This window comes from Afipia sp. 1NLS2, from assembly GCF_000178995.1.
GTDB lineage: Bacteria > Pseudomonadota > Alphaproteobacteria > Rhizobiales > Xanthobacteraceae > Afipia.
The window spans coordinates 1,149,731-1,163,427 of sequence record NZ_ADVZ01000001.1 but is presented as its reverse complement, the minus strand read 5'-3'; the positions used below and the strand labels follow the sequence as shown (position 1 = coordinate 1,163,427).

At 61.7% G+C, this 13,697-nt stretch carries 12 protein-coding genes; 9 read left to right on the top strand and 3 right to left on the bottom strand.

The window, feature by feature from the left end; translation table 11 throughout:
• Window positions 1–4 precede the first annotated feature (4 nt).
• The 4 genes from AFIDRAFT_RS05700 (at window position 5) to AFIDRAFT_RS05685 (ending at window position 4,413) form a co-directional block, all read left to right on the top strand.
• Window positions 5–1,045, top strand: a complete 1,041-nt coding sequence (locus AFIDRAFT_RS05700) for an esterase-like activity of phytase family protein (protein WP_009338298.1) — start codon at window positions 5–7, stop codon at window positions 1,043–1,045.
• Between the two features lie 214 nt (window positions 1,046–1,259).
• Window positions 1,260–2,276 (top strand): Bug family tripartite tricarboxylate transporter substrate binding protein, encoded by a 1,017-nt coding sequence (locus AFIDRAFT_RS05695; RefSeq protein ID WP_009338296.1) that lies wholly within the window; start codon window positions 1,260–1,262, stop codon window positions 2,274–2,276.
• A gap of 73 nt (window positions 2,277–2,349) precedes the next feature.
• Window positions 2,350–2,850: a tripartite tricarboxylate transporter TctB family protein gene (locus AFIDRAFT_RS05690; RefSeq protein ID WP_009338294.1), complete on the top strand. Its 501-nt coding sequence runs from the start codon at window positions 2,350–2,352 to the stop codon at window positions 2,848–2,850.
• Between the two features lie 51 nt (window positions 2,851–2,901).
• Entirely contained in the window at window positions 2,902–4,413 is a 1,512-nt protein-coding gene (locus AFIDRAFT_RS05685; RefSeq protein ID WP_009338292.1) for a tripartite tricarboxylate transporter permease, read from the top strand.
• 139 nt (window positions 4,414–4,552) lie between these two features.
• On the opposite strand, the gene rpmB is transcribed toward AFIDRAFT_RS05685, so the two are convergent.
• Window positions 4,553–4,846, bottom strand: a complete 294-nt coding sequence (gene rpmB / locus AFIDRAFT_RS05680; protein WP_009338290.1) for a 50S ribosomal protein L28 — start codon at window positions 4,844–4,846, stop codon at window positions 4,553–4,555.
• 281 nt (window positions 4,847–5,127) lie between these two features.
• On the opposite strand from rpmB, the gene AFIDRAFT_RS05675 reads away from it, so the two are divergent.
• The 5 genes from AFIDRAFT_RS05675 to AFIDRAFT_RS19340 all read left to right on the top strand — a co-directional run bounded on the left by AFIDRAFT_RS05675 (window position 5,128) and on the right by AFIDRAFT_RS19340 (window position 11,331).
• The gene (locus tag AFIDRAFT_RS05675) at window positions 5,128–5,964 is read left to right on the top strand and encodes a DUF3108 domain-containing protein (protein WP_009338288.1); all 837 of its coding nucleotides are present in this window, start codon (window positions 5,128–5,130) and stop codon (window positions 5,962–5,964) included.
• A gap of 318 nt (window positions 5,965–6,282) precedes the next feature.
• A complete protein-coding gene (locus tag AFIDRAFT_RS05670) occupies window positions 6,283–9,468 on the top strand; it encodes a helicase-related protein (RefSeq protein WP_009338286.1) in 3,186 nt (1,061 codons plus the stop codon).
• 9 nt (window positions 9,469–9,477) lie between these two features.
• Window positions 9,478–9,747, top strand: a complete 270-nt coding sequence (locus AFIDRAFT_RS05665; protein ID WP_040297828.1) for an RNA-binding S4 domain-containing protein — start codon at window positions 9,478–9,480, stop codon at window positions 9,745–9,747.
• A gap of 92 nt (window positions 9,748–9,839) precedes the next feature.
• Window positions 9,840–10,178 (top strand): ferredoxin FdxA, encoded by a 339-nt coding sequence (gene fdxA, locus AFIDRAFT_RS05660; RefSeq protein WP_009338285.1) that lies wholly within the window; start codon window positions 9,840–9,842, stop codon window positions 10,176–10,178.
• 217 nt (window positions 10,179–10,395) lie between these two features.
• Window positions 10,396–11,331 (top strand): CarD family transcriptional regulator, encoded by a 936-nt coding sequence (locus AFIDRAFT_RS19340; RefSeq protein WP_083801640.1) that lies wholly within the window; start codon window positions 10,396–10,398, stop codon window positions 11,329–11,331.
• Window positions 11,332–11,418: 87 nt separating this feature from the next.
• Here AFIDRAFT_RS19340 and AFIDRAFT_RS05650 read toward each other — a convergent pair whose 3' ends face one another.
• Window positions 11,419–12,906, bottom strand: a complete 1,488-nt coding sequence (locus AFIDRAFT_RS05650; RefSeq protein WP_009338281.1) for a M48 family metalloprotease — start codon at window positions 12,904–12,906, stop codon at window positions 11,419–11,421.
• 3 nt (window positions 12,907–12,909) lie between these two features.
• On the bottom strand, window positions 12,910–13,659 hold the full coding sequence (locus AFIDRAFT_RS05645; RefSeq protein WP_245258124.1) for a thermonuclease family protein: 750 nt from the start codon (window positions 13,657–13,659) through the stop codon (window positions 12,910–12,912).
• Window positions 13,660–13,697: the final 38 nt, after the last annotated feature.

The window sequence follows — 13,697 nt, the reverse complement described above, 5'->3', positions numbered from 1 at the left end:
GGCCATGGCGCGCTGCATTTCCCGCCGCGCGTTTCTGGGACGAGCGGTTGGCGGCCTCGCCGCTGCGCAGATCATTCCTTTATTTCAGAACCGTGCGCAGGCGCGACCCGCGGACGCCATCGTTCCGGTCGAAGTCAATGCGCGGGCGATGGGTTCCTTCGACCTGCGCGATCCCTCGCATGTCCGCTTTGGTTCGTTTCAATTCCGCAGCGGATTGGTGCTGACTTCGCCATTCCGCAAATTCGGCGGGCTGTCATCGCTGCATCTCGATGCCGCCGGCGAAAATTTCGTGATGGCGAGTGACAAGGGCGACTGGTTCAACGGACGCCTTGTCTATAGCGGCGATGCTCTGAGCGGCCTGGCCGATGTGAGGTCGGCGCCGATGCGCGACCGCGACGGCCAGCCGCTCGCGGCGAAAGGCTGGTTCGATACCGAATCGCTGACCTTTGATGGATCGATCGCTTATGTCGGGATCGAGCGGGTCAACAAGATCGTGCGGTTCGATTTCGACAAGGGCGGTATCCTGGCGCGTGCGGAGGAGGTCGCCGCGCCGCCGGAAATCGCAAAACTGCCTTATAATCGCGGGCTGGAATCGCTCGTTTATATCGGCAAAGGGCATCGGCTCGCCGGTACGATACTTGCGATTTCCGAACGCTCGCTCGATGCCGACGGCAACATCGCGGCCTTTCTGATCGGCGGTCCTTCGCCTGGTATTTTTCATATCAAGCGGTCGAATGACTTCGACGTCAGTGATGCTACACTGTTGCCGTCAGGGGATGTCCTGCTGCTGGAACGGAAGTTTTCCCTGACCAAGGGAGTTGGCATCCAAGTACGTTGTATACCAGTTTCGACATTTGCCCCGGGTTCACTGGTTGATGGGCCCGTTCTCTTCGCGGCTGATTTAGGTGCTGAAATCGATAACTTCGAAGGCATCGCAGCTCATGTGGCGCGATCCGGAGAGACAGTTATTACATTGATTTCAGATGATAATTTTTCAGTGATCCAAAGAACGCTGCTGGTCCAGTTCACGTTGCTCGACCGGTAAATGCCGCTCTTTGCGCAATTGCAGCAAAATGATGCTCTGCAATAAAATTAAAGGGGGGTGCGACAGAACGCCCTGCGACAGATCGTCTCATCCCCCCATCTGGCATATGTAAAATCTTTCCAGTCCGTTGCACGATCCCTATCGCGGTAGTGCCAATTACCGTTCCAAAATAATCCGGCATCCAAGACCGGCTGGTGTTTCAGGGAGGATATGCATGAGTGTACGTACGAAGACGAGTTATGCCCTTGCCGCATTGCTCGGTGCTGCTGCTTTCGGGCTGGCGCCGATGTCTGCAATGGCGGCGTGGGAGCCTACGCGTCCTGTTGAACTGGTCGTGCCGGCAGGCACGGGCGGCGGCGCCGACCAGATGGCGCGCGTCGTTCAAGGCATCATCAGCAAGCACAATCTGATGAAGCAGCCGATGATCGTCGTGAACAAATCGGGCGGCGCGGGTGGCGAAGGCTTCCTCGACGTCAAGGGTTCGCGCAACAATCCGCACAAGCTGATTATCACGCTGTCGAACCTGTTCACCACGCCGCTCGCGACGGGTATTCCTTTCTCCTACAAGGATCTCACCCCGGTCACGATGATGGCGCTGGATGAATTCATCCTCTGGGTGAATGCGGACAAGCCGTACAAGACCGCGAAGGAATACATCGACGCGATCAAGGCTGCGCCGGATGGCCAGTTCCGCATGGGCGGCACCGGTTCGAAGCAGGAAGACCAGATCATCACCGTCGCGCTTGAAAAGGCGACCGGCAAGAAGCTCACCTACATCCCCTATAAGGGCGGTGGCGAAGTTGCCGTTCAGCTCGTCGGCAATCACATCGACTCCAGCGTGAACAACCCGATCGAAGCCGTGGCGCAGTGGCGCGGTGGCAAGCTGCGTCCGCTCTGCGTGTTCGACAGCAAGACGCTCGCCTACAACGACAAGGTGGCGGGTGATCAGGCCTGGTCCAGCATCCCGACCTGCAAGTCGCAGGGCCTGGACGTTGAATACCTGATGCTGCGTGGTTTCTTCATGGCTCCCGGCGCAACGCCGGAGCAGGTCGCCTACTATGTCGACCTGATGAAGAAGGTGCGCGAGACTCCGGAATGGGCCCAGCTCATGAAGGACGGTGCCTTCAACCAGACCGCCCTCAGCGGTGCTGAGTACCTGAAGTGGGTCGACAATGCTGAGAAGACCCACGAGACCCTGATGAAGGACGCGGGTTTCATCGCGAAGAAGTAAATCATCACAACTGTGAACCCGGCGAACATGACTGTTCGCCGGGCGAACTCTTTCCGCGCAAGGATTCGACTCAATGAGCGAAGCATCACATGACCAGTCGGGCGGCCCGGCTCATCGCACCGTGGAGATGGGTGTTGCCGTTGCCTGCATCATTTTTGGCCTCATCACAATTATAGGAAGCATGCAGGTCGGCATCGGCTGGGGCGCCGAAGGTCCGAAGTCCGGCTTCTTCCCGTTCTATCTCGGTATCATCATCGTGCTGTCGAGCTTGATGAACCTGAACAGCGCCCGCACCATCGATGGCGAGCGCGAGTTTGCCACCTGGTATCAGCTGAAGCAGGTGCTGGCGGTGATTGTTCCGACCGCCGTGTATGTTTTCGTGTTGCCCTACACCGGCATCTATATCGCATCGATGGTGCTGATCGGCGGCTTCATGATGTGGCTCGGTAAATACCCACTGTACAAGGCAGTCCTGTACGGCGTGGGCGTGCCGGTCGGAATCTACTTCATGTTTGAAAAGTGGTTTCTCGTTCCGCTGCCGAAGGGCCCGATCGAGTATTGGCTCGGCCTGTGACGCGAGCAGTGCGCTCGAAACGATAAAAGAGATTTAGGTAGGAAAACGTCCATGCTCGCAGATATCGCCAATCTGTTTCACGGCTTTGCCGTCGTGTTACAGCCATCCAATATTCTGCTGATGATCATAGGCATTTTGCTTGGTGTGATCGTCGGCGTGCTGCCGGGACTAGGCGGCGCCAACGGCATCGCAATTCTGCTGCCGTTGACTTTCAGCATGACGCCGACCGGCGCGATCATCATGCTCTCCTGCATTTACTGGGGAGCGTTGTTCGGCGGAGCCATCACGTCGGTGCTGTTCAACATACCCGGTGAACCGTGGTCGGTGGCCACGACATTCGACGGCTATCCGATGGCCCAGCAGGGCCGCGCGGGTGAGGCGTTGACTGCAGCCTTCACCTCGTCGTTCGTCGGTGCGCTGTTCGCGGTCATCGTCATTACCTTGGTGGCGCCGCTGGTCGCAGAGTTCGCTCTCGAATTCGGTCCGGCTGAAAAGTTCTCGGTGTACTTCCTCGCCTTCTGCAGCTTCATCGGCATGGGTAAGGAACCGCCGTTCAAGACGGTCGCCTCGATGATGATCGGCTTCGCGCTGGCGGCAGTCGGTCTCGATAGCGTCACCGGCCAGTTGCGCCTGACGTTCGGCTTCACCGACCTGCTCAACGGCTTTGACTTCCTGATCGCGGTTATCGGCCTGTTCGGCATCGGTGAGATTCTTCTCACGATGGAAGAAGGCCTCGCGTTCAAGGGCAAGGCTGCGGGCATCAATCCGAAAGTGGTCTGGCAGACCTGGAAGGAGCTTCCGCGCTACTGGATGGTGTCGCTGCGCTCCTGCCTGATCGGCTGCTGGATGGGCATTTCGCCCGCCGGTGCGACGCCGGCCTCGTTCATGAGCTACGGCATCGCCCAACGCATCTCGAAGCGTGGCCATAATTTCGGCAACGGCGAGATCGAAGGCGTGGTTGCACCGGAAACTGCGGCGCATGCCGCGGGCACTTCCGCGTTGCTGCCGATGCTGGCGCTCGGCGTTCCGGGTTCGCCGACGGCTGCGGTGCTGCTCGGCGGTCTCCTGATCTGGGGTCTGCAGCCGGGACCGCTGCTGTTCGTCGAACAGCCGGACTTCGTCTGGGGCCTGATCGCTTCCATGTACCTCGGCAACCTCGTCGGCCTGATCCTGGTGCTGACCTGCGTGCCGTTGTTCGCGGCGATCCTGCGCATCCCGTTCAGCATCATCGCTCCGGTCATTCTCGTGATCTGCGCGATTGGTGCCTACACAGTGCACAACTCCAGCTTCGACGTGATCCTGATGCTCATCTTCGGCATCGTCGGTTACTTCATGAAGAAGACGGGTTATCCGCTCGCGCCGATGGTTCTGGCCATCGTGCTCGGCGACAAGGCGGAAGAAGCGTTCCGTCAGTCGCTGTTGGCCTCGAGCGGCCACCTCAGCGTCTTCTTCTCGAACGGGCTGGTCTCGACGATCATGGTTCTGGGTCTCGTCGCCCTGTTCTGGGGTGTGATCTCTGACCTCTGGGCGAAGCTCCGCAAGCCGGCGAAGGCTGCGGCCTGATCTGCACTCAATCTCCTCTCGAGGCGAAAGCCTCGGGAGGATCAAATGCCACCAACAACGAAAAAGCCGGATCGAACGATCCGGCTTTTTTTAATGCTGTCTGCAGGCTATCGAAGCGCAGAGGCCGCCTTGTCCAGGCTCAGTTCGCTGCGGCGAGCTTCTTCTTCTCGATCTGACGCTTCAGATCAGCGGCCTTCGGCGACAGGGTCGCCACATTGGCCTTGAGCAGGAAGGCATCGAGGCCGCCATTGTGGTCGACGCTCTTCAGCGCGTTGGTGGACACCCGCAGGCGCACCGACTGGCCGAGCGTCTCGGAGATCAGCGTGACGTTGCACAGGTTCGGCAGGAACCGGCGCTTGGTCTTGATGTTCGAATGGCTGACCCTGTGGCCAACCTGCGGCCCCTTGGCCGTCAACTCGCAGCGCCGTGACATGGCGAAATCCTTGTGTCTCCCGGAGCCAGAAAAGGCCCGCGCGGGGGTTGCTACCGTCCATTTCAGGAACCGCGGACGTATAGTCGGAGGGTGGCTCAGCGTCAAGACGGCGGAGGCGCCGAAATGCCCGAAAACGCCGGGAGAATAGCGATTTTATGAACAAAGCCAAGCATTTCCCAACATATAATCGGCGCAATCAAGCGGAAGACAATGCTTTTGCCGGTTCCCGATTTTGTTGCCGGCGGTGACGCATTGCCCGGACGGATCAGGACTCTCATTTGATGGATTTTTTCGATCGAGGCCTCTGGAGCCGGCTGCTTTACGTCGCGCCGATGCTTCTTCTGAGCGGCCCTGCTCATGCGCAGGGCCGGCTGGACGCCAAATATCAGGCGACCTTGAGCGGAATCGTCATCGGCAAGGGCAACTGGACGATCGTGATCGGTGACAAGGATTATTCGGGATTGACGTCCGGCGGCACCACGGGGCTCGTCAAGGCCATCGGCGGCGGGCACGGCACGGGATCTGCGCAAGGCAAGGTGCTCGCGGGCCGATTGGTGCCGGAGGCCTATCTGAGCTCGGTGTTCTACGGCAAGAAGAACGAGACCATCCGGATCGCCTTTGCCGGTGAGCGCGTGACGGCTTCGACCATCGAGCCTGAACCGCCTCCGACGCCGGATCGTATTCCGGTGATGGATGCCCAGCGGCGCAGCGTGAGCGACCCGATGTCGGGGGTGATGTTTGTAGCGCCGGGCAAGGACGAACTGCCCAGCCCGCAAGGCTGCGCCACCGGGGCGGCGATCTTCGACGGGCGGATGCGCTACGATCTGCAGCTCGCCTTCAAGGCGCTGGAGACGGTGACGCTGGCCAACGGCGCAAGGCTTTCGACGGTCGTCTGTTCGGTGAGCTTCAAACCGCTGGCGGGCTATGTGCCGTCGCGCGCGGCGATCAAATATCTGGTCAAGCGCCAGGACATGGATGTGGCGCTTGCGCCGATCGCGGGCACACGGGTGATGGTGCCGGTGCGGGTGCGGATTCCGACACCCATTGGCCTTGGTATGGTGCAGGCGACCGAATTCAACACCGCAGCGCAGTCGCAGGCATCGAAGCGCGCCAACTAGATTCTCGCCTCGCGATGGCTTGACTCACAGGGCAAACGGAGTCCTCCGTGCAATTAAGGAATCGCCGCGTGTTACGCTCAATTCATCGCCCCGGAATCCGCGATCTGGTGGCAGAGCAATACTGCTCACACGACATCTTGCGGTGAACGAAGCCGGACACGACATGAGTCAGCGATTCGGGCTGCTTTCGTTCCGGACTCGTTCCAATCCTGAATTCTCAAGGCATTCCGAGCCGAAAAGCGTCGCGTTGTGAAACACTCCTCTCCTTCAACCACTCATCTTCGGCCAGATCGGGCGCCCGGCGCAGGGGTGACGGCCGTGTTGGGCCCGACCAACACCGGCAAGACGCATCTGGCGATCGAGCGGATGCTTGCGCATTCCTCGGGGATGATCGGCCTGCCGCTGCGGCTTCTCGCGCGTGAGGTCTACAACAAGATCGCCGCGCGCGTCGGCGCGGACTCCGTGGCGCTGATCACCGGCGAGGAGAAGATCAAGCCGCCGAAGGCGCGCTATTGGGTATCGACCGTCGAGGCGATGCCGCGCGATCTTGATGTGTCGTTTCTCGCGGTCGATGAAATCCAGATCGCGGCCGATCTCGAACGTGGCCATGTCTTCACCGACCGCATGCTGCATCGGCGCGGCCGCGACGAGACGCTGCTGCTCGGCGCCGCGACGATGCGGCCTTTGATTGAGCGGCTGTTGCCCGGCGCGAATATCGTGACGCGGCCGCGATTGTCGCTTTTGGAATTCGCGGGCGACCGCAAGATTACGCGCCAGCCGCGCCGCACCGCGATTGTCGCGTTCTCCGCAGATGAAGTGTATGCCATCGCCGAACTGATCCGGCGCCAGCATGGCGGCGCGGCGGTGGTGCTGGGTTCGCTGAGCCCACGCACCCGCAACGCGCAGGTGGAGATGTTCCAGTCCGGTGATGTCGATTATCTCGTTGCCACGGACGCGGTGGGGATGGGCCTCAACCTCGATGTCGATCACGTCGCCTTTGCATCGGACCGCAAATATGACGGCTATCAGTTCCGCCGTCTGACGCCCGCCGAATTCGCCCAGATCGCGGGCCGTGCGGGCCGCGCTACGCGCAATGGTACGTTCGGAACGACAGGACGCTGCGCGCCGTTCGAGCCGGAATTGGTGAACGCGTTGCAGAATCACACCTTCGACAGCGTGAAGATGCTGCAATGGAGGAACACCGCGCTCGACTTCTCGTCGCTCGCGGCGTTGCAGGTGTCGCTCGCGGCGGCACCGGGACACGAGGCATTGACGCGCTCGCCGCTCGGCGAAGACCAGCGCGTGCTCGATCATGCGTCGCGCGACCCTGAAGTGCGCGACATGGCGGTGGATGCAGATGCGGTCGAGAAGCTATGGGAGGCCTGTCTGGTTCCCGATTACCGGAAATTATCGCCCGCCGCTCATGCCGAACTCGTCACGGCGCTGTTTACCTTTCTGATGCGCAAGGGCCGGATTCCGGATCAATGGTTCGCGACCCAGGTGGCGCAGGCGGACCGGATCGACGGCGATATCGACACCTTGTCCGCGCGGATTTCACAAATCCGGACCTGGACCTTTGCCGCCAACCGCCCCGACTGGCTCTCCGACCCCCTTTATTGGCAGGAAACCACCCGTGCGGTGGAGGATAAATTGTCTGATGCACTGCATTCGAGGCTAACTGAGCGTTTCGTTGATCGCCGGACCAGTGTATTGATGCGCCGCTTGCGGGAAAACACGATGTTGACGACTGAAATTGGAAAGACCGGCGAAGTCACCGTTGAGGGCCATGTGATCGGCCGCCTCGATGGCTTCATGTTTGCGCCAGATGCCGCCGAGGCGGGATCCGAGGCGAAGGCGTTGCAGGCCACCGCGCTCAAGGCGCTGGCGGGCGAGATCGATGCGCGCGCGGAGAAGCTCTCTGCGGCTGCCGACGATCAGTTCGCGCTGGCCTCCGATGGCACGCTGCGCTGGACCGGCGATGCGGTCGGCAAGCTCACCGCCGCGGACGATGTGTTGCATCCGCGTATCCGCATCATTGCCGACGAGCGCCTCACCGGGGCATCGCGCGATGCGGTACAGGCGCGGCTCGATCTGTGGTTCAAGACCCATGTCGAAAAGATTCTCGGGCCGATGTTCGACCTCTCGAAGGCCGAGGATGTCACCGGCATCGCGCGCGGCATCGCCTTCCAACTCGTCGAGGCGCTCGGCGTGCTGGAGCGGCCGAAGATCGCGGCCGAGATGAAGGATCTCGATCAGCCGTCGCGCGCAACATTGCGCAAATACGGCGTGCGGTTCGGCGCCTATCATATTTTCTTCCCGGCGCTCTTGAAGCCCGGTGCACGCACGCTGGCGTCGCTGTTGTGGGCGCTGAAGCAGGACGAGATTGACATGAACGCGCTTGGCGGCGCGCAGCATCTCGGGGCCTCGGGCCGTACATCATTCCCGGCGGACAAGGCGTTGTCGCAGGATGCCTATCGTGTGCTCGGCTACAAGCTCGCGGGTGAGCGCGCGGTCCGCGTCGATATTCTCGAGCGGCTGGCCGATCTTATTCGTCCCGCTCTGTCGTGGCGTCCCGGCACCGGCGCGGAGAGGCCCGCAGGTGCGTTCGACGGCCGCTCGTTCACGGTCACGCAGGCGATGACATCGCTCACCGGTTCAGCAGGTGAGGATTTTGCCTCCGTGCTGCGCTCGCTCGGCTATCGCATGGACCGCCGCGCGCCGTTGCCGGAGGAGCCAAAGCCTGCGGAAACACCTGCCACTGCCGCGACCGAAACCGAATCCGCTGCTTTGCAGGCAGATGCCACCCCCGAAGCGGCAACCGAAACTGCTGCTGTCGAGACTGCGTCAGTGGAGGCCGAGGTGGCGGCAGAGACCGCCGTCGATCTCGCGAGCGCTACGAAGTTGCCGGAAGTCGCATTCGCACCGGCAGAGGCTGAACCGGCAAGTGAGGAAACGCCTGCCGCAGAAGGCGTGGAAACATCGCAGCCCGATACGGCAGCAACTTCCGTAGAAGCTGCTTCGTCCGACGGAACTGTACCCGCCGCCACACCTGCGGAGCCGGAGCTTGTCGAAGTGTGGCGTCCTGCGGGTCGCCACGACGAGCGCCGTCATCACCATGATCGCAACCGTCATCACCGCCACCAGCCGCGCGCGGCGACGCCGGAGGGAGGAACTGCCGAGGCGGGAGACAAGGCCGAGCGTTCGGGTGGACCGCGTCGCCATCACCGCGATCGTGCGCGGGAAGACCGCAAGCCGCGTCCGGAAGGAGAGGGCGCTCAGGCGCGTGGTCCGCGCGAGGAGCGCGGCGATCGTCCACATCAGCGCTTCAAGGGCAAAGGCAAGTTCGAGGGCAAGCGCGAGGGCCGTGACCGCAAGGACAACGGTTCAAACTTCCGCACCTTCGCGACCAGCGCGCCGCGTGAGCGCGAGCGCGTGGCCGATCCGAACTCGCCATTCGCCAAGCTCGCCGCGCTTAAGGAACAACTCGGCAATCGCAAGGACTGACACGCGCATTTGGATCGCCAGCGTCTCGACAAATGGCTATGGCATGCACGGATCGTGCGCACGCGTGGCGATGCGGCGAAACTGGTGTCGGGTGGCCGGGTCCGTCTCAACAGCCTGCGGCAGACTTCACCCGGCCATGCGTTGAAATCCGGTGATGTGCTGACGGTGGTGCTCGATACGCGGGTCCGTATCTTGAGGGTCGCCGCTTTCAGCGAACGGCGAGGCGATGCGCCATCAGCGCAGAGCCTCTATGACGAATTGAACGGGAAAGAGAAGTAACTATCTGCGATAGCAGAGGCTTCATTCTCTTGCGGCGCTGCATATCCTGCGCTAGGCCAACACCCGAATTTAGAAAGGTTCCGGAGATCTGGATGACTTACGTCGTCACCGAAAATTGCATCAAGTGCAAATACATGGACTGCGTTGAGGTGTGTCCCGTCGACTGCTTCTACGAAGGCGAGAACATGCTCGTGATCCATCCGGACGAATGTATCGATTGCGGCGTGTGCGAGCCGGAATGCCCGGCGGAAGCGATCAAGCCCGATACCGAGGCCGATCTGGAGAAATGGCTCGGCGTGAACGCCGAATACGCCAAGACCTGGCCCAATATTACCCAGAAAAAGGACGCGCCTGCCGACGCCAAGGAGTTCGATGGGGCCGAGGGCAAGTTCGATAATTATTTCTCGCCCAACCCCGGCACCGGGGACTGAAACGGCCCAAGCACGGAATCCTCTTAACCGTAGTTGGTGGCGCACCTTCCGGCGACGGTATCGATACACCTCAACTGTCCATAAACCTTTGATTTTTGCGGAAAATGTGCTATTATTGGCACATTCCGTCGGTTGTTCACGCCTTGTCCGCTTCCGGATACCGGCGTCGAAGGGCAACCGGGTCGATCAGGGGCGTGGCGGTTCCACGCAAGGCGCCGTGGCAGACAAATCGCGTCATAACAAAACCAAAGCAACCAAAGACAAGCACTCCGGCAAGACGCCCGCCCGTGGCGCCTCCGGCAAGAAGGCTGCCGCCGTGGCAGCCAGCACCTCAAAAAGCAAAAGAAGTGTAATGCCAGCAAAGAAGACCACCAAGCCTGCCGCGAAGTCCCCTGCCAAGGGAGCGGCGAAGCCGGCCGCTGCCAAAACCAAACCGGCCGTCAAGCCGGTTGCCAAGGCCCCCGTCAAACCCGCCGCGAAGGCTGCGCCGAAGCCGGTGGTGAAGCCGGCCGCCAAGCCGGTGGCGAAGGTGGAGGAACCGAAGAAGGTTCTGACGCAGCGCCAGGGCTTCAAGACCAATGAATTCGTCGTCTATCCGGCGCACGGCGTCGGTCAGATTCTTGCGATCGAGGAGCAGGAGATCGCGGGTGCGACGCTGGAGCTGTTCGTTATCAGCTTCATCAAGGACAAGATGACGCTGCGCGTGCCCACCGCGAAGGTCATCAATGTCGGCATGCGCAAGCTGTCGGACCCTGCACTCGTCAAGCGTGCGCTGGAGACGTTGAAGGGCCGTGCGCGCATCAAGCGGACGATGTGGTCGCGCCGCGCGCAGGAATACGAAGCGAAAATCAATTCGGGCGACATCGTCGCCATCGCCGAAGTCGTGCGCGATCTTTATCGCTCGGAGTCGCAGCCCGAACAGTCCTACAGCGAACGCCAGCTTTATGAAGCGGCGCTCGATCGCCTGTCGCGCGAGATCGCGGTGGTGCAGCACATCACCGAGACCGAAGCGGTCAAGGAAGTCGAAGCCAATCTCGCCAAGAGTCCGCGCCGCGGTGCGGCCAAGGCGGAAGCCAGTGCCGATGCGGTGGGCGAAGCCTCCGACGACGATGGCGACGACGACGATTCCCTCAGCGAGGACGAGGCGGCCTGAGTGCAGCCATCCGATCGATTTAAAAACCCGGCCTCGCGGCCGGGTTTTTTATTGCCTCGCAGAAAATGAAAGCCGCTTGTGGGGGCTTCAATCCACGACGATCTTGACGCGGTCGTTCGGCCTGAGCGCCGCGCGCTGGTCCAGACCGTTGATGATCCGGAAACGCTCCAGCGGGCGGTCGACGCCCTGCATCCGCCGCGACATCGATTCCACGGTGTCACCGGGCTTCACCGAGACGATCTTGACGCGCAGCGGCCGGGCCGCCTGGATTTCGGCGAGAGTCAGGCGGCGGAACGAATTGACCGTCTCCCGGAACGACTTCTCGGCATCTCCCGTCTTGTCCTTCGCCGCGAAAATGAAACGATAGACATCGCCGCCGACACGCAGCGCGTAGATGCGGAATTGCCACTGATCGCTGCTGGCGGCTGCGGTCGCGGCAGGATAGCCGCCGATGGTGCTTTCCTCGACGGAGCTTTTGTCGACGTTCTCCATCCAGCCGGAATTGAGATAGGACGACAGCGGCAATTCCTGCGGCACACGCACCACGTCGAACCGCAGCGCCTGCGTGCCGCCCTCGCGGACGCCGACCACGGCCTGCGCGGTGTTGTCGAGCGTATAGGCCTCGGGTGCGACGAAGGTGAAGCCGAGCTTGGGATGCAGGAAGCGCCGTCCGCGCACGAAGCCCTCGCTGGGGTCTTCGCCGTAGACAAGATTGTCGATCGCGCTGAGATAGGCGTTGCGGTCGCGCTCATGGCTGCCTGACGCGGCATATTGCTTGGCGCTGGTTTCGGCATTCTCCACGCGCTCGGGCGTTGCCGGATGAGAGGACAGGAAATCCTGCGAGCGAGGGTCCGCGGTGTGCGATGTCTTCAGCGCGGCATTGCGCTCCATCGCCGAGAGGAAGCGGGCCGCGCCGTAGGGATCGAAATTGGCCTTCGCCGCAAGTGCTACGCCGATCGCATCGGCTTCGAACTCCTGCGCGCGCGAGAAGCTCGCCATCGTCAGTTTGGTTTTTGCCAGCGCCAGCGCCTGCATGTTGGCGTCGCCGCTGTCCACTTCGCCGACCATATTGTTGACGAGGGCGGCGCGCTTGGCCTGTTCCTCGCGGATCGAGGCGTGCTTGGCGAGCACATGCGCCATTTCATGCGACAGCACGCTGGACAATTCCGAGGTGTCGCTCGCCAGCGCGAGCAATCCGCGTGTGACGTAAAGCTGGCCCGTCGGAAGTGCGAAGGCATTCACCGCGCCTGAATTGAGGATCGTCACCCGATAGGAGAAGTCCGGCCGGTCGGAAGCCGCGACGAGGCGATCCACCGCCTTGGTGATCAGGGCCTGAAGTTTCGGATCGTTATAGGCTCCGCCATAGGAGGCGAGGATGCGCTGATGCTCGCGGTCGGTCGCGCTGGTTTCCGGGGAGGGGCGTGTCGCCTTGATGGTTGGTGGCGGCTTCTCGTTGCCTGAGACCTGGAAGCGGCCCATGTCGGTACAGGCGCTCATTCCGAGCGCAAGGCACAGCACAGCCGCTGCCGCGAAGCGGCCTGCTCCATCATGGTGCGTCAGCGCCTGTCGTCCCACGCGTTATTTGCCTCCGGCCGCAGCCGTCCTTGTGTCGCTGACGAACTCGATCTGGCTGGGGAGCCTCGCTTCCATGCGCGGCCCGCCATGCTGCGAGATCCATCCCCGGACCCGAACCCGCTTCCCCTGCAACGTGGCGGGGGTCATTCCCGCAGCCGCAAAGCTCGCCATCATGCGACGGGAAACGGTCACGGCAAAGCCTTGAATCCGCCGCCGGTCAAAATTCAGATAAACCGTCGCGCCAGCCTGCCGGACGGATAATATTGTACCCTCAACGAGGGCAAAACGGCCAATATATTTCAAGATACCGGCTGTCGCGGTAGCCTCCTGAACGAAGGCGGGCTGTGACCAGACGCCGAGCCGGGAACCCTCGGCACGTGATTCCGCCTCCCTCAATTCCGCCGTGCAGGTCCTATCGCGGGGACTGGCTGATACGATGGCGTGTCCTTCCCCGACGAGCGCGCTCTGCAATGTCATCTCACTGCCGTCGAGCAGCGCGAATGCATGCTGCCGCCCGTAGCGGTCCGGTGCATCATCGATGCCGCGCAAGGTGATCTTTTGCCTGAGGGCATGTTCGCGAAGCCATGCCGTGCCCGCAATCTCGGCAGACTTCGGAACTTCGATTCCGCTCAGGCGAACCTCGCGGCCATCGTCAAGCCGCAGCGTGCGGGCATCGAGAATGGCGGATACCTGTCCCTCGCCCTGAAGGGGACTGTCGCAAGCCGCTTGCGCGGCTGCGCCCGCAAGCGTCACGCTCGATATCGTGGCAAGAAAAAAGAAAATGCGCCGGC